This window comes from Neorhodopirellula pilleata, assembly GCF_007859915.1.
In the GTDB taxonomy this organism is placed as follows: Bacteria; Planctomycetota; Planctomycetia; order Pirellulales; family Pirellulaceae; genus Rhodopirellula; species Rhodopirellula pilleata.
Map to the genome: position 1 here is coordinate 1,563,378 of NZ_SJPM01000001.1, position 20,403 is coordinate 1,583,780.

Below are 20,403 nucleotides of genomic sequence, written 5' to 3' on the forward strand. Positions count from 1 at the left end.
TTTGTAAGGTATCAACATGGGTGGTCATGCGGGTTGATAGACAAGTCGTCGCATCATCAAAGCGCTGACGAAGATAAATAGGAGGTTCGCGATCCAGACGCCTTGGGGAACCAATCGTCCGTCCTTGGCCATGTCCAACGTCAGCGCAAAGATCGGGTAGTAGACCAACACGGTCGGCAGAAACACGACGCCAAACGTTGTCATCGTGTCTGACGCTTTCATGCGGATCGCCAGCGGAATGCCAATCAACGACATCGCCAGACAGGTGAACCCGCTGGCCCAACGGCGGTGCATTTCGGTGCCGAGGCGGTGCAGTCGTTGGCGTCCGCCCGCAACGGCCGCCAGCCGAGAGTCTGATTCAGGACTACTGATTTCGTCGGTCCGCGACATCAGGATGCTGAATGCCGTGTGAACCGCGATCGCATTCTCGCGGCGACGAATATCGTCGCTTTGCCTCAGCGACGCGGTTGGTAAGTCTCGCATCGACATGTGGGAGGGATGCGCGACCAACAAGTCGACCACCGGGTCCATGCCCAGAGGAATCGTATGCACAAATGTTTCGGGGAACACAAAAGACGCCACGCCGCCCACGTCCGCCCGACTGCTGGTGATGCTCAATTGCAAACTCTCATCGGCTGCTTGATAGCTGAGCTGTGCCGTGTCGGCGGTAATCGTGATCGGCTCCGCTCCGGGCCGGCTGATCTTGATTTGCGGCTGCACCAGATCGCGCCCGTTGACATCACGCACCGACATCGAAAAGCTGTCGTGCTGAAAGCTGTGGTCACGCTGTAGTTTGTTGTAGGCGATCTTTTCGACCGATGACAAAACAACTCGCTGCACGCCATGAAATCCCCAAGTGAATGCGATGTTGATCAGCCCGACGGTCGCGATACTTAGGCTGGCAGTCAACAGGACCGCAGGAATGATCGACGGCAACAACGAGATTCCGACCGACTGCATGGCGATAAATTCATTGTCGACCGACATGCGACCGTAAACGGTACAGACGCTGAACAACGCCGTGCCGGGCACAGCAAGCGACAGTGCATTGGGCAGAGAAAACGGAATGAGTCGGATGACGCCCACCGGCCCGAGGCCCTGATTGATCGCCTCGCGAGCGACACCGATGAACATCACCAGCATCGTGATCACGAACAGCGATACGAAGAACGTGACGAAGATGTCACGAGCGATCCGTCGTTGGATCGTCGTCAACATTCCAGTTCCCTTTGCTTCGCCAGGTCAGCGTCCGCCGCCTCGCGAGCTTCCAAGGCATCGGCAAGCTGGCGAACGATGGCAAGGTCACAGGGGACGCATCCGTCGCAGGGCCGGAAGCGGGGCTGCGAAGCGAGCAACCATCTCACGAACCACTTCATCGCTTGGCTCTTTCGCTTGGAGCCACCGGTTTCGCCGCGATCTGCGTGGGGCTGGCGGTGTTGGTGGCTTGGAAAATCGTGGCGGGACCACGTTGGCCGACTTCGGTGAGTTTGGTCGTCTTGGGCATTTGTTCGGCCAGCGCGCTGGCGGTGATTCGATCGTCCACGATTAAGATCGCCATGCCGGAACTCGACACGAAGTCGGCGATACCCACGTCATCGACTTTGGCGAAGTTGGGGATGTCGCTGCGATCGAGGTAGAACGGCACCTCAGAGAATTCATGGTCGATCGTTGCGATCGGCAGTTGCTCGGTGACGGCGATTTGATCGGCAAGCGGTGAGGTGTCGCCGAACAGCGTTTGCGAGCGACTGTAGGCGGGAACCATCTGGTGCATCACCATGATGGCGAACACGAACGAGACGCCGGCGGACGATACCCATGCGATCTTGGCTTGGTGCCGATCTGCCATTAGCAACAGCGACACCATCAGCAGCATCGCCCAGAACATCGCCCAACCGAACAACGAAATGCTGGCTGCTTCCGTCCAAACGATCACGAACAGCACGAACGAAACACCAGCCAAGCAAGTCGTCGCGGTTGCCGTGCGTGCGGACCAGAACCGGGCGAAGAAGTATTCAGTCGGGTTGGCTGCGTCTTTGAGAACTTCGTTGAGGTAGTGCCCGATCATCAGCGCCAGCGCCGGCGCGGCGGGCAACAGGTAGGTTGGCAACTTGCAGGCAGATAGTGAAAAGAACACGAAGCACCAGACACTCCACAGCAATAGATAGCCCACCGCTGATGGTCGTTTGGTTCGTGCCGCCTCGTCACGCCCGAGCAGAAACTTGGCATAGGGAATCGTCAGAAATGACCACGGGTGCCCGGCAATCAACAACACCGGAACGAAGAACCAGATCGGCTTAGGGTGAAACTCACCGGCGAACCGTGCGACGTTGTGTTTGTAGAAGAACTCGATCAAAAACGTCGGGTCTTCCTGGTGAACCAACACGAACCACGGCGCGGCGATTATCGCGGCGACCGCACCGAGTAGACCGTAATGCCACCACCGGATCTTTGCGTGAGTTTCCGACAACCAAGCGAACGCAAAAACCGGCGGCAGCCAAAGCACAATCGCGATCGGACCTTTGGTGAGAAACGCAAGCCCGATGCAAACGGCCGATGCGATCCACCAGCCGAGATGCAATCGTCGGGATCGGACTGCTTCATACGCCGTGAAAAGCGAAAGCGACACGAACAGCGATAGCACACCATCGAGCAACAGATACCGGCTCGTGAACGCAAAACCGACGGACAGGAACAACACGATTCCGGCCAGTAGTCCGATTCGCCGTCCAAAGATCCGGGAACCGAAGAACATGGTCGAGGCGAGCGTGCCGAGCGCCGCCAGTGCCGGTACAAGTCTTGCCGATGCTTCGCCAATTCCGAACAGTTTGAAACTGACCGCACACAACCAATACAGCAGCGGCGGCTTGTCATAGTAGGTTTGAAAATTCAGTTGCGGCAAAATCCAATTGCCGGTCGCGATCATCTCGCGAGGGATCTCGGCGTAGCGAGTTTCGTCCCGGTCGATGAGTGGATATCCGAGATTGGTCAGCATGAAGACGGCTGCGACTAGCAACAACGCGGTTTGAAGTAGCGGAAGTCGCCAAGACTTTCGGCCGGACGTATCCGCCGCAGGAGCATCGAAACTCTTGGCGAGTTGCGATTCGGGTTGTGTCGTTGCAGCGGCCGGAAACTGCACCTCGTTCCACCAGTACCTCGCCAGCGCCGTCAGCACTTTCGGGATATGCCGAACCGACACGGTACTTTCGCCCAAAATTCGTGGACGATGCGAAACCCCAACTTCACAAACCGACCATCCGAGTTGCCGAGCCTGCACTAGCATCTCGGAGTTGACCAAGAATCCGTTGCCGGTAATTCGCAGATTCTTCGCTACGTCACGGTCGAACATCTTCAGAGCACAATCGACATCCCGAACGCCTGTTCCCAGCAACAGACGAACGAGCAGGTTATAGACCTTCGAGTACAAACATCGCAGCGACGTGTCTTTACGGTCGATGCGGTATCCGCAAACGATGTCATAGCGACTGGACAGCAACACGAAACGATCCAGTTCCGTCAAATCGAACTGGCAATCCGCATCGGTGAAAACCACCAACGACTTCTCCGCCGCCGCGAAGCCCGAGCGGATTGCGGCACCGTAACCTCGATTGGGCGAATGCTGCACCATGCGAACACGATCGTTGCTGGCGGATAACTCGCGAACGATCTTCGCGGTGTCATCGGTGCTGCCGTCATCGACGACAATCACTTCGTAGTCGGCGGTGACTTGCGAAAGAGCGGCGTCGGCTTCGGCTACCGCTGTTGCGATCACTTCAGCTTCGTTCCAAGCCGGAAGGATCAGCGAGATGGATCGGCGGTGTTGTTTCTTGTCGTGCATCCTTGCACTTCCTTGATACGATTGTCTTAGTAGTTCGTTCGGTGTAATGATTACGGATTGTCGGTGCGTCCTCGCAACGCCAACTCGTAAAGACTTAGTAATTGGTTCCAGAATGGAACCCGAAGCGTTCGCGAGGATCGGATTCACACAAAATCCTCGCGGGCGCGTCGGGTGGGTCGTCAATCTTCTTCGTACAACAGTTCGTGCATCTGCACGCGGTCCTCGAACAATTCGAAGTCGCGGACGTGCACGCCGGCTTCATGCAGGGCACTCGCCGTCCATGTTGGCCATGGGGACCAATCGCTTCGCTGAGACGCCATCGCGTTGGTGGGCAACCAGACTTGCTGAATCAGCACGGCACACAGCAGCAACACCGCCATCGCCGCGATCCCGCGCCAGCGAGATTGCGGACGCTCGCCCTCGGCCAATTCCACCAGTCGGTTGCTGCGACGTACGAGGGCGCTGGGCTGGTTGCCGAACGCAAGCGTTCCCTTGGGGACTTCGGTACACGACACACTGCCGCAACGCTTGGCCACCTTGGCCAGCGTTCGCAAATACGCGCCGAATTTGCCAGCGGTCTTCGCGGCCACTTCGTCGCACAGATACTCGCGAGTCAGTTCAGCACCGCGTGCCGCCATCCAAACCATCGGATGAAACCAAAACACGGTCGAGCAAACGCCTTGCAGGAAGTGCTGCATCGGGTGCCGGGTTCGCAAGTGTTCGACCTCGTGCAGCAGAACATGCCGCAGCGTCGCGTCATCGTCGGTCAATAGAAACGTCGGCAACACGATCACTGGACGGTGTAATTGCCAACAGAACGGACCTTGGATTCGATCGGAAGTCAGGATGGAGAGATTTTCGTCGGCGAGTGATCCCACGTCAGTTCGTTTCAGCAACGCTTCCGAGTCGATGGGCTCACACTGTGTTTTCAAAAACCGCAACAAACCGATGCACAACATCACTCGCCGCAGCACCGACCACGCCGCACCGATGGCCCAGACGCTAGCCAATGCGATCGCGATGCGAGTTTGCCAAACGACGAGGCTGAGCATGGACTCGCGAGACCAGTCGCCGGGGAAATCGAACAGTCGGCGGTGCGGCAACAACAATCCGGCGGCGAACAATCCGATCACGCAAATGAAACAGATCGTCCACAACCGGCACTGGGACCGCGCGTCGGTGATCCAGCGTTGTAGGACAAGCGTCGCTGCAATGACCACGGTGATTTGCAAACACAGTGTGCAGCCGACTTCAAAGGCGAGCCGGGAATCCACTACGAGTCTCCGAGTTTGTCGGCGGCTTTCTTGACCGCCTCGATGTCGGCGGCCGACACCGCATCGGATTGCAACAGACTTAACGCTAACGACCTCGTCGATCCGCCGAACAACTGATCGGCGAGCGATTTGATCATGCCTTTGCGGACTTCTTCGCGGGACACTTTCGGTTTGTACGTGAACGCTCGGCCGATCTTCGCGCCGCGACGGACGATCTTCTTGTCCTCCAGAATCTTCATCGTCGTTAGCACGGTCGTGTACGCCAAGTCTCGGTCGATGGACTCGACCACGTCATTGACGGTCACGCTGCCCTTGTCCCAGACCACGTCCATGACTTCGGCTTCGCACTTGGTCAGTTCGACAAGCTTTTTTGATCGTGGCATGCTATCAAGTTTGAAGAGGATGGGTGAAATTTGAAACGGGCTAGTTGGTTGCGGATTCGCGAAGCTGCGACCATTGGTGATACAAACGCAAATCCACGTCTTCGGTGACGAACGACACGTGACCATCGCCCCACAGGAAATTGGCTCCGCCGGGGTGACGGCTCGAGTAGTCGCATTCATCGGCAAGCGGATTATTGATGCCTTCGAGGCTGGAACCGACCAATCGGGCCGCAGCGTCTTCGCCGGCCAGGCTGACTCCGATCCACGTCGAAGGAACTTGGGCCATGGTGCGTTCGCCGACGATCAACGTGTTGGATAGCCCACGCTGAAAATCGCGGAAGCGTCTGGATTTGTTTTCAATGAACGCACCATCACCGATTGGAGCGGGAATCTCGTCGTCGGCTTCGATAGTTCCGAACATGGCGACATAGTTGACAGTTGGCAGACGCATCAATGCCACCGGTTCGACGGTCGCACTGAAAGCCGCCGCCATCGACGCCGGCCCTTCGTCTTTATCTTCAAACAACGTAAACATCGGCTCGGTGATGTCGGACGGACACAGCATGATCGCAAGCGACGTTTCGCGAGCCCTGTTCAGTCGCGGATCACTCAGCGGCAGCTTGACGTCGATCTGACCGGCCAGGGTGGGCTGCTCTAAGTACGGCAACAACGGCACAGCCCATCCGTACGCCGACGATTCGGTGAGATCGAATGTCCAACCGGCCGGCAGTTCTTTTTTGGCCGCGTGATGATTGTGCATTGCCAAGCCAACTTCACGCAGATGACTGGTACATTGGATTCGTCGAGCAATCTCGCGGGCGGCTCCCAGTACGGGCAGCAGCAGACCGGCTAGGATACCGATGATCGACATCGTGACGAGCAATTCGAGCACGGTGAAACCGCCTCGCCGAGTTATCGGTGAAGCTTCAAGAGGCCGACGGGAGTGTTGTTGATTCATTTTGCTGGAACCACGTCCTTGTGGGTTGATGGTCGAATGATACGAATTGATTAGTTTTTCAACAAGCCCGGTTTGGATTGCTGCAAATGGGCTTGCGGCGACGACTAAGGAATTCGTAGTTAGACGATTCTGGGACATCGTGGCCGAAAGTGTAGGAACCGAAGTCGCCCAGCTTTGAATTTCATCAAACTGTGCATTGGCTAGGTTCCTTTTCATGACTCGGGTTCATCGGATCAAACGAGTCTGGTCGGTGTTGGTTGCGATCACGATCATCGTATCTCTGTCGCCGAATTCGTTGCAGGCAGATGATCCGTTCAGCACCATGGCAGATCCGCCGACGCGGCTGGTGTCGCTTCCGAGTGCTTGGCAAGACGTTGTCGCTGCACCTTCTTTTGATACCGAGTTGATCAGCCCCAAACCAATTGGTCTCGCCAACTGCGACGGAATCTATGATCCGTACTTGATTGAAAGCCAAGTGATTGCAACGGGACGTCCAACCGTCGTTGATCGCGGCACGCTTTGGCAACGCATCAAGTCGGATCACAGCAACTACTACGACCTTCATTCGTTCAAGCTCCTCGCCGGCGGATTTCTGATTGGTGCCGCGGTTGCCAACACGCAGTTGGACCAGCAACTACAGGACCATTTTCAAGGCAGTGTTCGCAACGCGACCAGCGACGATTGGTTCGAGGGACTGCACGGCAGCAAAGAACTCGGCAACGGTCGCTACACGTTGCCAATCTTCGCGACCGCGTGGGCGGCCGGAGCGTTCTTCGACGAGACCCCCGCGCTGGTAACCACAGGACGCTGGGGCGAGCGTTCATTGCGTTCGTTCTTGGTCGGTGCGCCGCCAATGATCCTGGCTCAGCGTTTGACCGGCGGTTCACGACCGGGCGAAAAGGACCGAGATTCACGTTGGCTTCCCTTTCAAGACAACAACGGTGTTAGCGGCCACGCATTCATGTCGTCGCTGCCGTTCATCAATGCGGCCAAGATGACAGATCGACGTTGGCTCAAAGCCACCTTCTACGCCGGGTCGCTTCTGGGACCTTTGTCGCGAGTCAACGACGATGACCACTACCCGTCGCAAGTCGCACTCGGCTGGTGGATGGCCTACGTCGCCGCCACCGCGATCGACCGCACTGAAATGGCTGGTGGCAACCTACAGTTCTATCCCTACATGGCCGATAGCGGCGGTGTGGGTGGCCTGTTTGAGTTCCGCTACTAACAAGACACGCGGGAGAGACGGAAGTCAGAAATGGCATTCGTTTCCTGCAATTCTAAATTTCCAGAGATGAAACCAAGCAACGATCGCTGATGTTCGCGTTCAGCAACTCTCGAGCGCATTCCACTCCAGATAGCGATGAAGTGACGACTGGTGCAACCAAATTCCGGCTCAAGGCGATATTACTGAAACCGGCAGACGACGATCATTCAGCTTTATCCGATCTGGAATCGGCAGCCCTCGAAGTAGCCACCGTATGGCCTAAATTGCGACCAACACGACAAATTAACCCGCACCATTGATAAATTGAAGCGATTGGGAAACGGTTACCCGACCGGAGAGATCCGATCAAGCGATACACTTGAATGCGTCGAAACGACAGACGTGCGATGCTGGCGACCAATACCGCTTCGATCGTGATCCGGAGCCCAAAGGCAAATCCGCCGAACCGCTCTTAAAATTCCCGAGCGGTGCCTTGGTTCATTTCGCCGTCAGTAGCAGCGAAGTGCGAATGACGACGCACCTGAAAGGAGCCAAGACGTTCTTCCTTCCGTTCAACTTGGGCGACAACGGCGCCGCCGGTAACCCGATCAATCCCGACGGACATAAAACGGCCTACCTTTGGCAGCGCGTCTTCGCCCGCGATTTATGGCTGGAAATTCTTGGACGCTACTTGGTGACCGAGCTGGATAAGAAGAAGCAGATCAAGTCAGTGATCTTCCCGCGTTTCCATCAACTCGATTCAACGCTTCAGCTCCGTGCGGCGGTGCTGGAGGAGGGGCCAGGTCAGAAATATCTCATCCAGCATTCGGCGGGCAGTGGGAAAACGAAAACGATCGCCTGGACGGCTCACTTTCTAGCCGACTTGCATGACGCCAACGAGAAGAAGGTGTTTGACTCGGTGATCGTGATCTCGGATCGAAACGTCATTGATGGGCAACTTCAAGAGGAACTCGCCGCCTTCGAACGAAAGAAGGGCGTCGTGGCGACGATCGAGGGCAAGAAGGGCAGCAAGAGTTCGCAACTGGCCGACGCACTCTCGGGTGACAAGAAAATTGTCGTCTGCACGATCCAAACCTTTCCGTTCGCATTGAAAGCCGTTCGTGAACTGACCGCCACCGAAGGCAAAGCATTTGCCGTGATCGCGGACGAAGCCCACAGTTCCCAGACCGGAGAAGCGGCGACCAAGCTGAAAGAACTGCTGTCGGCGGAGGAACGCGAGCAACTCGATGACGGCGGTGAGATCAGCAGCGAAGATGTCCTGGCGGCACAGATGCGATCGCGCAGCGATGACAAAAACATCACCTACGTCGCCTTCACCGCCACGCCGAAACCCAAAACGCTTGAACTGTTCGGTCGACGCCCTCAACCAGACCAGCCCGTGTCGGGCGATAACCTGCCGCAGCCTTTTCACGTCTACTCGATGCGACAAGCGATCGAGGAAGGTTTTATCCTGGACGTTTTGCAGAATTACATCTCGTACAAAATGGCATTCAAGTTAGCCAGCGGCGGCAAGGAATGGTCGGACACCGAGGTCGAACGATCGGCCGCGATGAAAGGCATCATGGGTTGGGTGAAGCTTCACCCGTACAACATTGCTCAAAAGGTCCAAATCATCGTCGAGCATTACCGCGACACCATTGCTCCGCTGCTCGACGGACGAGCCAAAGCGATGGTCGTGGTCGGCAGCGTTGCAGTTGTTTCGATTGTCGGGATTCGCTGCTCATGAGTCGGTTCCTGGTAGACTGGTATTGTCTTCGCTAACAAGAACAGAAGCAAAGCGGGGAAGAAAGTAACTGAGAATCTTGCGTCGATGCAGGCGAGAATACGCATGGAACTTGGATAACAGCAAATTCCAGGAAAAGAATGTTACCTCGCCGAGTTTTTGCTTCTTCTCCTTGCGCGGAGTCATGTGTTGCGGTCGATGGCGTTCTCAGCAGTAAGGAACTGTCCATAAATACCCTCCTGATTTCGTAACCCGACGCGTCAGCGAGGGATACATACAAAGGACTTAATGGCGATGAATCCCTCGCTCACGCTTCGGGTTACGATGAGATCAACACGCGCTGACGCTTCGGGTTACGATTCCCTTGCTCGATGCAAATACCGAAGTTATTTCCGAACGGTTCCTAAAGTCCAGCGATCAGCATGCTTCCGAATCAAAACGATTTGCAAACCACTTGCAAGCGATTCGTACTTTTTGAACCGGAGGTCGTTAAGAAATGCCGGAGTATGTTGAACCGAACTCTGACATGGACGCTTTTTTTGCTCATCCGAGAATAACCCATCGCAAGACTCGCAACTGGCCAACACCAGGTGGTCAGCGACATTGGTATGCGATCGATCCGAAACTCATGCTTGAGGAAACGCGAAACTTGCTGGAGTGTCTGCCGATTGGAGCGTGCGCGCAGAGTTTTGACTGGAAATATGACAGTCCCAGCGATTCCGGCGCTTGGGTTGAAATACAGCGGTATCCAGACATCTGGACGGCGAAGTTCTCTAACCACGGCTGGGCGTCGTATCCGGTGCCGATTGATTTTGAGTCTGCGGCGAGAATGTTTTGGGACGGACTGCTCGTCGACACGCTTTACTTCATGGGCTACCAGCGAAACCGAGAACCCAAAGCAACAATTGAACACATGGCTCACTCAGGCCTTTCACACGATCTGCCTGAACAGTTCGAGGAACGAATTAAACCGCAGATCGTCAACCACATCAAACGGCGGGCAGCGGAAATTGACGGGACAAAGCAAACCCCTGCCGATCCTCACGGCGGTTGAGCATCGAGCGTGACACAATTGTTGGAGTGGATTTCGCATGAAATCTTAGCCGGGAATTCTGATGAATCCCACTACCATCTCGCACAACATTCAAAGGTTTGATAATGAAAACTGTATTGCATTTATTCATCAGTTTTTGTTTTCTCTCCACGGACATCGCTGCTCAAGTCGCACTCATTTCTCACGCCGTATACGGCTTCGACCCGATAAAACAGAAGTATACCGCGACTTGGTACACGAACTTCAATGCGATTCCATTCCAAGGCGAGGCCGACATTGAACCTGAGCAGGATTGTCTCAACTTTCGCATGAGCCATCCACTGATCGCAGAGGGCGAAGCGGCGTCCCATCCTCACACGGCTCACTTTTACCGCATTACGTTCGTCGACGCGACACGGTTGAAAATCCAGTTGATCGAGACCGTTGTCGGGCGAGATGAGAAACAGCTTCAGGGTATTGTTTCTTTAGTCACCCAAGCGACTCGATGCGCCAGACCGGTGCCGTCGCGATGGTTCCTTCCAAGTAGGCCACGGAATCAATATTCCGGAATCGCTCAACGACGGTTGCCGGTTGCATCCACGCTACCGGGTGACTCCAATGATCACTGTGTTTGAACATTGCGTTTAAAACCCGTCGTTAATCCTCTCGGAAACATCGTCGATGTCATCGATCTCAAAATTTTGGTTCGTGTTCCTGTTTTGCGTGGTGTCGGTGCCTTGTAGTGGCCAGGACGTTGATATCACCGCAGATGTCGTGTACGGACACAAGCTCGGACTGGCGATGACATGTGACGTCTTCGCACCAAACGAAAAAACAAACGGTGCCGCAGTTCTGTTCATGGTCAGTGGGGGTTGGTATTCCCAATGGTCGCCTCCCGAACAGACGCAGGTACGGTTCAAGCCGTTGACCGACCAAGGATTCACGGTCTTTGCCGTTCGTCACGGGAGCAGCCCGAAGTTTTCGATTTCCGAAGCGGTTGCCGACGTCCGGCGCAGCGTGCGTTTCATTCGTGCTAACGCCGAACGGTTTCAGATCGATCCGAATCGAATCGGTGTCTTTGGGATGAGTGCGGGTGGCCATCTATCGCTGATGCTTGGCACGGCTTCGGATGACGGAATCGCCGACTCGAAAGATCCCGTCGATCGAGTAAGCGATCGCGTTAACGCGGTGGTAGCCTACGTGGCACCGAGCGATTTGCGAATCATGGCCAAGGATTCGCCCGAGCGGCTCGCGTCCTACGATCGTTTTCCCGCACTGGAGATTACGACCGAAGCGGCCACCCCTGATTCGCCAATCGTCCACGTCAGTCCCGATGACGCGCCGACGTTGCTGCTCGCCGGAGCGAAGGATGACTTGGTGCCGATCTCGCATAGCCGGAACATCCACGCCGCATTCGAGCAAGCCAAGGTGACCAGTGAATTGATCGAGTTCGAGAATGCGGGACATGGATTCGGTGGCGAGGATGCGCGGCATGCGACCGACGCCATGGTCGATTGGTTCGTCAAGCACTTGAGCGAATCACCGGCTAACTGAGCTCGGTTCTTACTCACCTCGGCGGCTTACCCATGGAAAATGATCGGCTCGGTCGCATCTACGAATCGTTCGCCCGACCGGCGTTGTTTCGGCTCGATCCCGAAGCCGTTCATCACGGCACCGTGCGAGCCTGTCAAGTTGCGGGGGCGGTTCCAGGCCTGACGCGTCTAGCCGGAAAGCTGTTTGATTTTTCGGCAAACGAACTGCAGATCGAAGTCGCGGGGATTCCTTTTCCCAATCCCATCGGACTAGCCGCCGGTTGGGACAAGAATGGTTTGGCCCTGCGGATGCTCGATCAACTCGGGTTCGGCTTCGTTGAGATTGGCTCGGTTTCCGCAAGCCGTTCTCTTGGCAATCTCAAACCCAGGCTTTTTCGAGTTCCGTCCGCCCAAGCGATCATCGTCAACTACGGTTTACCCAATGATGGAGCCGCCAAAATCGCTTCGCGGCTGAAGCACAACATCCCCAAGGTTCCTCGCGGAGTGAACTTGGTAACGACCAATCGTGGACCGACCGCGGCCCCCAGTTCACCGGATGAAATCTTTGAGGACTATGCGACGAGTGTGTCGCTCGTTCAAGGGCACGCGAGCTACCTCACGCTCAATCTCAGTTGCCCCAACGCAAACGATGGAAAGGATTTCTTTGCTCAGCCGAATCACATTCACGAGCTACTGTCTCGGCTAGCTAGTGGTTCGATCACGGTTCCGATCTTTTTAAAACTGCCACCGGTCGATTCACCCAAGGAGCATGATCGCTGGCTTTGCGAAGTGGATGAATTTGACTTCGTGAAGGGCTTCGTGTTCAACCTGGCCCCAGGGAAGCCGGCCTGGTTGCATCTCGGCATTGATACGACAGGAATGCCCGGTGCGGTTGCGGGTGCACCTGTTCGGCAACACCACAATCGCTGTATTGAAAGACTGTACTCGCGTATGAATCGCAAACGCTACACGATCATCGGCGGTGGCGGGGTATTCAACGCCGATCATGCGTGGGAAAAGATTCAACTCGGTGCATCACTCGTCCAGATCTATACGGCGTTGATCTACCACGGGCCGTCGGTCACGCGGCGGATGAACGAAGGGTTGCTCGAAAAAATGCGTCAGTTCGGGTTCCGGAATCTTGCCGAGGCCGTAGGATCGAAACACGATTGAAACAACGAACGAGGCAACGAGTCCGCTTCATTGTTCCAAGGGCTGAGCCTGCAGACTCCAACCGTGAAGGATTCCGAACCGGTCACTGCGGGTTCCGCGGATGATCAATTGCCAGACTCCCTGGATTGACTTTCCGTTGAACGAACTCAAGCCTGGCTGATTCTTCAAGAGACCCTCGGGGATGAATTCACCTTCAAAAGGAGGGCGAGCTCTCGTGATCGGAAGGGAAGCTTGGTCGTTAAAAACGGTTTGATCGAAGTTGTCGTCGTTGCCGCCGACGTCCGTGAATAATTCGATTCGTTCGCCCTCGGGACCCTCGAGGTACGCATCGAGGTGCGACGCATGCGAGTGAGTGATCGAGAGTTGAACGTTGAGATCGGCGATCAAGAAGTTTTCGCTAATTTCAATTACTGAAATAACGGTGCGGCCGGGCGGCAATGTCTCCGCTGACTTGCTGCCGAAGACCCCTCCCATCACCGCTTGGGAGTTAACCAGTTCGTTCGCCGTCAATAACCCGTCCGCATTGACGTCGAGAGAATCGAACTCGGCGATCAACTCCTCGTTCGGTTCGGGAGCGAACTCCGCCATGGAAACTTGGCTGTCGCGGTCGAGATCACGTTCATAGAACCAACCCGGGATACCTTGTTCGTAGCCTCCTGCGGCTTCTTGGATGGCATCGACATGGCGGCTCAATTCGTCCCGCGAGATTTCTCCGTCGCGGTCGGTATCCATCTCGCCGACGGGCATTCCCAGGTTGGCCGACTCGTTTCGATCCAAACGTCCGTCACGGTTCTTGTCGAAACGTGACATCAGGCTGTAGGACAGCCAATTACTGCTTCGACCACGGGTCCGAGAGCGACCTTGATCGTCGCTCTCGCGGCCGGTCGTTGAAGGGGCGATTCCGTTGCCGGTGCGACGAGCCTTTTGAATTAATTCGCCCGAATCGTCGGCAAGGATTCGACGTCTGGCATATCGTTGTGCCAATTCTAAACGGGTCAGTCGATCGTCTTGATTGAGGTCATCATCAAACGGATCTCGATAGGACCAATCCGCACGTCTCGCCTCGGCGCGATCAATCACACCATCCCGGTTTCGATCGTGTCGACGCAGGGTCTGTTCCGCTTCGTCGAGATCGCGCTCGGTATACGGAAATTTCAATTTACCAACACCGAACTCAGGGATCATTGGTTCATCCCGATCGGCACCAAATGAGCGTAGCTTTCCGACTCGTTCGGGTCGGACTTCATCGCGAACAACGCCGTTTTGTTTCGCGAAATAAAGTCGGGCGGCTTCTTGAAGTTTGTCGATCGCATTGGGGCGATCCAACGACATTCGCCTCGCTTCGGCGATTCGTTCAAGGTAAGGACGCGACAACGACGTGATCTCGTCCGGCTCGATTTCTCCGTTGCCGTTCGTATCCAAACGTTCGAGCGATTCACGTAGTCCGGCTTGAGCAGACACGGTTCGGTGTTCCACGCTATTCCAAGTCACCCAAACCATGGCGACGCAGACGATTCTGGCCGGCTGTGAATGGGTCAATGATTGTTTTCCGAATTGCCGTGCCATGCTCAACGTTCCGATCGCGAACGGGAATCACGTGAGGAAGATGAAGATGATCGACCGCTCGACGACGTTTCAATCATCAATCCTTGAAGCGCCGCCTCCACGGCCAAGACGTTCGTTGGCACGATGACCTCGATTGCTTGCTCGCCCCGCGAATCGATCTTCTTGATCAACGAGTCGACTTGCTCCAACAAACTATCCGGGGCGGTCACGATCAACGAGTTGCTAGGTTCGTGAACGGCAACGGTCATCTTTGGTGCCAAATCTTTCGGCTCGGAGACTTTGGGCGATTCCGCTTTCTTCTCGTCATCTGGTTTCGTTTTGGAAGCCTTGGGGTCGGGTGCCGACCTTCCCGTACTATTGCCGGTATCGGAACTCTTGTCATTCGAAACCACGCGATCCCCGAATGCTTGTCGGATTACTTCGGCCGCTTCGCTGGCCTTAATGTTCATCAGTTCGATCACGTTGGATCGACCGTAGGTCAATACATCGGTCGCGCCAACGGGCTTGTCGATGATGCGGAGATAATCCTCGATCGAGTCGATCTCTTCGGTCGTGCCTTGGGCGATCAGACGGTTCAGCCGTGTGTCCGAGACGACCGTGGTCGCACCCATCGTCAAGGTCATCGTTCCATTGGACGTGGACAAAAAACTTCCCGACAACAGCGAAGAGGCCGTGCTGACGTATCCGTTAACGAGTGATGCTTCGGTAATATCCTGCAATGAGTCCCCACCGTCGAGAAGCTTGGCAAGCATCCGCAACGCGTCATCGGAGCGAATGTATTGCAAATAGAACACGATCGGGGCCGCGGGGATCGTGTTGGTGGGCCCGGATACGACACGAATCAGCTCCTCGAACCGATTCAAGGCTTCGACGTCATGCGACTGGAGCAGCAGCCCTTGCTCGGTGATCTGAAAGTGAATCGATGGTGGGGTTAAATCTACCGATTCGATGTCCTCGCTGGCACGTTGCACACTTGCCAACGAATGACCGCTAGAAGACTGTCGAATCGGTGAATCGGTGGTGTCGAGGCGAGATTCGACACTTGGTGGAACCATCCGTCGCTTTTCTTCAGGGCGTTGGGTCTCTGACTTTGTATTTCTTTCGGACGAGTACTGGGCCGGAATTCGCTCGGTTTTGACTGGACGAATCGTGGCGGAGGGGAGTTGCTTAACGGAATTCGCGCCTTGCCAAAACGGGATCGCCATTTTGAGAACTTTCGCCGATTGACTCGGTGACATCGGCACTCTGCGAAGATTCTCGTCTCCCGAACTGGGCTGGGACGCCTCGAGGTCGGCGATGATCGCCTTGATCTGATCGATCTGTGGCTGCTTGGCTCGCACGAACAACCTTCGATTGGCGGCATCCGCATCGATCTTAGGCAAATTCGGGGCCGGTTCGTCATCATCATCGTCGAGAGACGGAACCAAATCGAGCATCTCTTCGAGTAAGCCGATTGCGTAATAAGCGTCGACCGACTTCAGCGAGATCACTTCAAAGGCAGCGTCACTTGCCTTCAGTTCGGCAACCGTTAGTTCGATTTCACGTTGTGTCGCTTCGTCCGCCAAAGCCACGATACTGCCGGCGGCCTCGTCGATCGAAAGCCGCACCGACTTTCCCGCCAACAAAGTCTGCAGGACGTCGTACACTAACTCGACGTTTCCACCTTCAACCAAGTATGACTTCAGGATCGAACCGCTTTGGATTTCTTGGGCACCCGCATCGGGTTGATCGATGGCTTGAACGAGGCCTTCGATCAACTTGATTTTGTCCTCGACTCCAGTAGCAAAGATGGATTTGCCTTGTGTGTCGGCCGATAGACTGACATCGATACCGATCATTTCGTCAGTCGCCAATCCCAAGTGCGGCCGCGCTACGACGAGTACGTCTTCGGCATCAACATGCTGCAACTTGAAACTCTTAACGACAGTTCCGTTGCTCATCGTTGACGGTTCGAAAGAGTTCAGGATCGCTCGGACGCTCTGCAATTTCGCGACCGTGTCCGTGATCATCAACTGATTGGTTCTCGGCAATACCTTGGGCATCGTCATCAATTGCAATGCGGACAACTCGTCAACGGCCGTGTCCGCATCGAGTTCGCTGAGTTTGAACAAACACTTCACCACACGGTAGGGATCCAGCGATGTCAACCGAGCGGGGTCGACAAGCTCGGCGAGCGCATCGAGTTGAGCTAAACTTCTCGCGTCAGAGAGATTGATCAACGCAAGTAGATTGCCTGACCGCACCAAAGAATAACCCTGAGGGATGAGGAACAAATTAATCCGATCGATCGCCTGATCGGCCGTGAATGCGTGATCGTCTTGATAGGAAAAACTCCCCGTCGGCATTTCTGCATACTGAAGAGGCATGTCGGCCTGCAAAGCGACCCATTCGATGACCTCTCGCCACGGAGCGGCATTGAACGAAAACCGGATTTCCGAATCCGTGTTTTTGGGTGCTTGATCCTCACGCTCCGTTTGAACCGGATCGGCCGCATCAACAGGCTCCGCTTCAACAAGCTCCGCTTCGTTCGGGGGAACTACCTCGATCGCATCTTGGCCGTGGATCTTGGTCGAACTGATGCTGAGTAGGATCAGTCCGACGATAACGAGGCGAATGACGATTTCTCGCGTCAATGTTTGATTGATGTTCATGAGGTTCAATCGTGGTCGAACAGCCCGATTCCGTCCGATTGAAACAAGGGAACAGAAATCTGGTGTCGATCCGAGGCAGGGACCGTCATCAGGCGATTGCCTTTTTGACGGCTGGAGGAAGGTGGGACGAACGGAACGGTAGGAGGTGTCTAGCGAAATCGGTGAAAGATTATTTCAGCGAGACACCCCCCCCTCACAGGGGTGGGTGGTTTGACATTCGAACATAAAGTGGGCCGAGATCACTGGGCTCGGCGAACCGGCACCGCTTTCATAGCATAATCGAATTAGCCCGCCCTGCGCAGTTGAGTTTTTTCCTTGGGAAGCAGAAAAGAACTCAGTACACCTTCCGGCCACTCTCTTCTCAAGGATCGTCTTGATGCCTGCCAATCACATTCGCTCCATTTTGATTGTTTTGGTCATCATGGCGATGGCATTGTTATCCTCGGGAAGTCCTCTCGCGTGCACGGTCATGCGTCTGAAGTTGGGCGATCAGTGGATCGTGGCGAGAAACCATGATTGGGTATCCGGCGGTGGATTGGTGATCTTCAATCCGCGTGGCATTTCCAAACAGGCAATCTCGCCCAACCAGCCGCTGCGTTGGACATCCCTATACGGGAGTGTGTCGATGAATCAATTCGGCCGGGAGATTCCGTTTGCCGGAATGAATGAGAAAGGCCTCACGGTCGATTTATTACAACTCCGGGATACGCAATTCCCTGACCGATCTGATCCGCGATCATCGGTTAACGCGATCCAGTGGGTCCAGTACCAACTCGATTGTGCGGCGACGGTTGAGGAAGTCATCGCGAGTCTCGACGAAGTCCGACCGCAACCGTTTATCGAGGTGCTCGAGAAGGTGCATTACTTCGTCACCGATCCGAGCGGCGACGCAGCGATCATCGAGTACCTCGACGGTGAAGCGATCGTTCAGCACGACCCGGCCTCGGCTTGCGTTCTCGCCAATTCGACGTGGAAGGAATCCCGCCGCGCGATTCAGCAGAACGATCCGCGTGGCAATAGCGAAACACGAGTGACTTTGGCTAACCGCTTGGTCGGGGACGCAGCGAACTTGGATGAGGACACCTCTCCGATCGACTATGCCTTTGATGCGTTGCATCGAGTCCGTCAACCGACGACGACGCAGTGGAGTTTGGTATATGAGCCGGCCCAAAAACGGATTACGTTTCATACTCGAATGAATGAGCAGCGGCGTTGGATCGACCTCGATGAATTGTCACTGGACAAAGCCTGCCCGGTTGTCTGCGTTGATATCAACTCGCCTCATTCGGGGAACCTCGCCGAGCATTTGCGGCCGCTGAGCACGGAAGACAATCGTCGAATCGTCGACGAGGCCTTCGACGCCATCGTGCCGCCCAGCTTTCTCCGCTCGGCCGTCAAAGGGCTGGTGGTCCAGTACGGTGAATCGCTCGAAGCGTTGCCCCAGGACACCTTGTCGAAGTCCACCCCGTAGTTCATTCTCGTGCTAGCGGGCTATTGATTTAGTCCTCATCGAAACCCGATGCGTGAGTTTTGAAGTTGCACTTTTTTCGTAACCCGCTGCGTAAGCGAGGGATAACTGATATTGACGCATCCCTCGCTTACGCATTTTGAAGTTGCGATTTTCTCGTAACCCGCAGCGTAAGCGAGGGATAACTGATATTGAGTCATCCCTCGCTTACGCTTCGGGTTACGATGCAGACTAAATCAACAGCCCGCGGCTAGCGCCGTCGGCTCACTAAATCAACACGCCGCTAGCGGGCTGTTGATTTAGTCGTTTAACGGCAAGCCGCAGGCGATAGAGCTTGAGAACGCAGACGCCTGCGGCTTGCCGTTAAACGAAAACGCCCAATCGTGCACTAAATCAACACGCCGCTAGCCCCGTCGGTAGGTTTGGTGAAACGTTCGGGTGTTCGATCCCATCACAATGAAAGACAGCACTGATGAGTTCTAACGGCTCGGTAGTTCCACGCGTGACCACTCGGACGTTGCAAAAGATGCGCGACAACGACGACCCGATCACGATGTTGACGGCGTACGATTACCCGATGGCGCGGTTGCTTGATCAGGCTGGTGTGGACGTGTTGTTGGTTGGTGATTCGATGGGGATGGTCGTTCAAGGTCACGACACAACGTTGCCGGTCACGATGGATCAAATGATCTATCACGCCGAAATGGTCGGTCGGGCTACTGATCGAGCGATGGTGGTCGTGGACTTGCCGTTCCCCGAAGGCCAAATCGGAATCGAACGCAGCATCGAAGCGGGGGTTCGCGTGCTCAAGGACACTCGCTGCCACGCCGTCAAATTGGAAGGCGGGGCCGAACAAGCCGACCGGATCGCCGCGATGGTGACGGCGGGCATCCCGGTGATGGCGCATGTCGGACTACGTCCTCAGAACATTCATGTCGATGGTGGGTATCGGTTGCAGCGGGACACGGATCGGTTGGTCGCCGACGCCCGCGCGGCGGAGCAGGCCGGCGCGTTCGCCGTTCTGATCGAATGCGTGCCCTCGTCGGTCGCGGCGGCGATCACCGACGCGGTCAAGGTACCCACGATCGGGATCGGCGCGGGGTCCGCTGTTTCGGGGCAGGTGCTGGTAACTCACGATATTTTGGGGCTGACAACTGGCTACACACCCAAGTTCACCCGCAACTTTGCGGAGATCGGCAAGGCGATCGGTCAAGCCGCCGCCGACTACGTGGCTCAAGTGAAAAGTGGTGGTTTCCCCAGCAAGTCCGAGAGTTTTTCTTAACCCGCCTCTATCCGATATCGCCGCGATTGGAATGACTCGATCGACATTCATACAAGCCCGACGCGCAAGCGAGTGGTCTCGTTCCATTCGATCACATCCCCCCGGCTCCACTCACTTGCCGGCGTGTTGATTTAACCGTCTACCGAACTACAACAATTAGCCGATGGGCGTTAGCCTTTTCTAGCATGGTCAAGAGCCTTTCTGAAGATTGTTTTGTTAGTGTCTTTGCGCACCGCTTTCAGGCTGTTTTTGATTCGTTTCAAAAACTTGCGGGGTGCTTTCGTCTTTCAAGTCGCG

At 55.5% G+C, this 20,403-nt stretch carries 15 protein-coding genes; 8 read left to right on the plus strand and 7 right to left on the minus strand.

What is annotated here, in order from left to right; translation table 11 throughout:
• Positions 1–24: 24 nt before the first annotated feature.
• The 5 genes from Pla100_RS05140 to Pla100_RS05160 all read right to left on the minus strand — a co-directional run bounded on the left by Pla100_RS05140 (position 25) and on the right by Pla100_RS05160 (position 6,450).
• Positions 25–1,218: an LptF/LptG family permease gene (locus tag Pla100_RS05140; protein ID WP_146576498.1), complete on the minus strand. Its 1,194-nt coding sequence runs from the start codon at positions 1,216–1,218 to the stop codon at positions 25–27.
• A 154-nt stretch (positions 1,219–1,372) separates the two neighbouring features.
• Complete coding sequence (locus Pla100_RS05145; protein WP_146576499.1) at positions 1,373–3,835, minus strand: glycosyltransferase; 2,463 nt, start codon at positions 3,833–3,835, stop codon at positions 1,373–1,375.
• 179 nt (positions 3,836–4,014) lie between these two features.
• Entirely contained in the window at positions 4,015–5,109 is a 1,095-nt protein-coding gene (locus tag Pla100_RS05150; protein ID WP_146576500.1) for a M56 family metallopeptidase, read from the minus strand.
• The gene (locus Pla100_RS05155; protein WP_146576501.1) at positions 5,109–5,492 is read right to left on the minus strand and encodes a BlaI/MecI/CopY family transcriptional regulator; all 384 of its coding nucleotides are present in this window, start codon (positions 5,490–5,492) and stop codon (positions 5,109–5,111) included. Before Pla100_RS05155 ends, Pla100_RS05150 begins: the two co-directional genes overlap by 1 nt.
• 40 nt (positions 5,493–5,532) lie before the next feature.
• Positions 5,533–6,450, minus strand: coding sequence for a DUF1559 domain-containing protein (locus tag Pla100_RS05160; protein ID WP_146576502.1), 918 nt, complete (start codon positions 6,448–6,450; stop codon positions 5,533–5,535).
• A gap of 214 nt (positions 6,451–6,664) precedes the next feature.
• Between Pla100_RS05160 and Pla100_RS05165 the strand changes: the two genes are divergently transcribed.
• The 6 genes from Pla100_RS05165 to Pla100_RS05190 all read left to right on the plus strand — a co-directional run bounded on the left by Pla100_RS05165 (position 6,665) and on the right by Pla100_RS05190 (position 13,139).
• Complete coding sequence (locus Pla100_RS05165) at positions 6,665–7,678, plus strand: phosphatase PAP2 family protein (protein WP_146576503.1); 1,014 nt, start codon at positions 6,665–6,667, stop codon at positions 7,676–7,678.
• Between the two features lie 358 nt (positions 7,679–8,036).
• On the plus strand, positions 8,037–9,404 hold the full coding sequence (locus Pla100_RS05170; protein WP_231602717.1) for a DEAD/DEAH box helicase family protein: 1,368 nt from the start codon (positions 8,037–8,039) through the stop codon (positions 9,402–9,404).
• A gap of 523 nt (positions 9,405–9,927) precedes the next feature.
• Positions 9,928–10,455: a hypothetical protein gene (locus Pla100_RS05175; protein ID WP_146576504.1), complete on the plus strand. Its 528-nt coding sequence runs from the start codon at positions 9,928–9,930 to the stop codon at positions 10,453–10,455.
• 104 nt (positions 10,456–10,559) lie between these two features.
• The gene (locus Pla100_RS05180; protein ID WP_146576505.1) at positions 10,560–11,069 is read left to right on the plus strand and encodes a hypothetical protein; all 510 of its coding nucleotides are present in this window, start codon (positions 10,560–10,562) and stop codon (positions 11,067–11,069) included.
• Between the two features lie 46 nt (positions 11,070–11,115).
• Positions 11,116–11,988, plus strand: coding sequence for an alpha/beta hydrolase family protein (locus Pla100_RS05185; RefSeq protein WP_146576506.1), 873 nt, complete (start codon positions 11,116–11,118; stop codon positions 11,986–11,988).
• A 32-nt stretch (positions 11,989–12,020) separates the two neighbouring features.
• Positions 12,021–13,139 carry a quinone-dependent dihydroorotate dehydrogenase gene (locus Pla100_RS05190; protein WP_146576507.1) on the plus strand — a complete coding sequence of 373 codons (1,119 nt, stop codon included), beginning with the start codon at positions 12,021–12,023 and terminating at the stop codon, positions 13,137–13,139.
• A gap of 27 nt (positions 13,140–13,166) precedes the next feature.
• On the opposite strand, the gene Pla100_RS05195 is transcribed toward Pla100_RS05190, so the two are convergent.
• The gene (locus tag Pla100_RS05195; protein ID WP_231602718.1) at positions 13,167–14,705 is read right to left on the minus strand and encodes a proprotein convertase P-domain-containing protein; all 1,539 of its coding nucleotides are present in this window, start codon (positions 14,703–14,705) and stop codon (positions 13,167–13,169) included.
• 2 nt (positions 14,706–14,707) lie between these two features.
• Positions 14,708–17,356, minus strand: coding sequence for a secretin N-terminal domain-containing protein (locus Pla100_RS05200; RefSeq protein ID WP_146576508.1), 2,649 nt, complete (start codon positions 17,354–17,356; stop codon positions 14,708–14,710).
• Positions 17,357–17,732: 376 nt separating this feature from the next.
• On the opposite strand from Pla100_RS05200, the gene Pla100_RS05205 reads away from it, so the two are divergent.
• Both Pla100_RS05205 and panB read left to right on the plus strand, forming a co-directional pair.
• Positions 17,733–18,827 (plus strand): linear amide C-N hydrolase, encoded by a 1,095-nt coding sequence (locus Pla100_RS05205; RefSeq protein ID WP_231602719.1) that lies wholly within the window; start codon positions 17,733–17,735, stop codon positions 18,825–18,827.
• Between the two features lie 469 nt (positions 18,828–19,296).
• The gene (gene panB, locus Pla100_RS05210) at positions 19,297–20,106 is read left to right on the plus strand and encodes a 3-methyl-2-oxobutanoate hydroxymethyltransferase (RefSeq protein ID WP_146576509.1); all 810 of its coding nucleotides are present in this window, start codon (positions 19,297–19,299) and stop codon (positions 20,104–20,106) included.
• Positions 20,107–20,403 lie beyond the last annotated feature (297 nt).

What these genes read in the sequence shown, in the direction of transcription:
- Pla100_RS05140 (WP_146576498.1), bottom strand. Translation starts at nt 1,218, where the DNA reads ATGTTGACGACGATCCAACGACGGATCGCTCGTGACATCTTCGTCACG.
- Pla100_RS05145 (WP_146576499.1), bottom strand. Translation starts at nt 3,835, where the DNA reads ATGCACGACAAGAAACAACACCGCCGATCCATCTCGCTGATCCTTCCG.
- Pla100_RS05155 (WP_146576501.1), bottom strand. Translation starts at nt 5,492, where the DNA reads ATGCCACGATCAAAAAAGCTTGTCGAACTGACCAAGTGCGAAGCCGAA.
- Pla100_RS05160 (WP_146576502.1), bottom strand. Translation starts at nt 6,450, where the DNA reads ATGAATCAACAACACTCCCGTCGGCCTCTTGAAGCTTCACCGATAACT.
- Pla100_RS05165 (WP_146576503.1), top strand. Translation starts at nt 6,665, where the DNA reads ATGACTCGGGTTCATCGGATCAAACGAGTCTGGTCGGTGTTGGTTGCG.
- Pla100_RS05175 (WP_146576504.1), top strand. Translation starts at nt 9,928, where the DNA reads ATGGACGCTTTTTTTGCTCATCCGAGAATAACCCATCGCAAGACTCGC.
- Pla100_RS05180 (WP_146576505.1), top strand. Translation starts at nt 10,560, where the DNA reads ATGAAAACTGTATTGCATTTATTCATCAGTTTTTGTTTTCTCTCCACG.
- Pla100_RS05185 (WP_146576506.1), top strand. Translation starts at nt 11,116, where the DNA reads ATGTCATCGATCTCAAAATTTTGGTTCGTGTTCCTGTTTTGCGTGGTG.
- Pla100_RS05190 (WP_146576507.1), top strand. Translation starts at nt 12,021, where the DNA reads ATGGAAAATGATCGGCTCGGTCGCATCTACGAATCGTTCGCCCGACCG.
- Pla100_RS05195 (WP_231602718.1), bottom strand. Translation starts at nt 14,705, where the DNA reads ATGGCACGGCAATTCGGAAAACAATCATTGACCCATTCACAGCCGGCC.
- Pla100_RS05200 (WP_146576508.1), bottom strand. Translation starts at nt 17,356, where the DNA reads ATGAACATCAATCAAACATTGACGCGAGAAATCGTCATTCGCCTCGTT.
- Pla100_RS05205 (WP_231602719.1), top strand. Translation starts at nt 17,733, where the DNA reads ATGCCTGCCAATCACATTCGCTCCATTTTGATTGTTTTGGTCATCATG.
- panB (WP_146576509.1), top strand. Translation starts at nt 19,297, where the DNA reads ATGAGTTCTAACGGCTCGGTAGTTCCACGCGTGACCACTCGGACGTTG.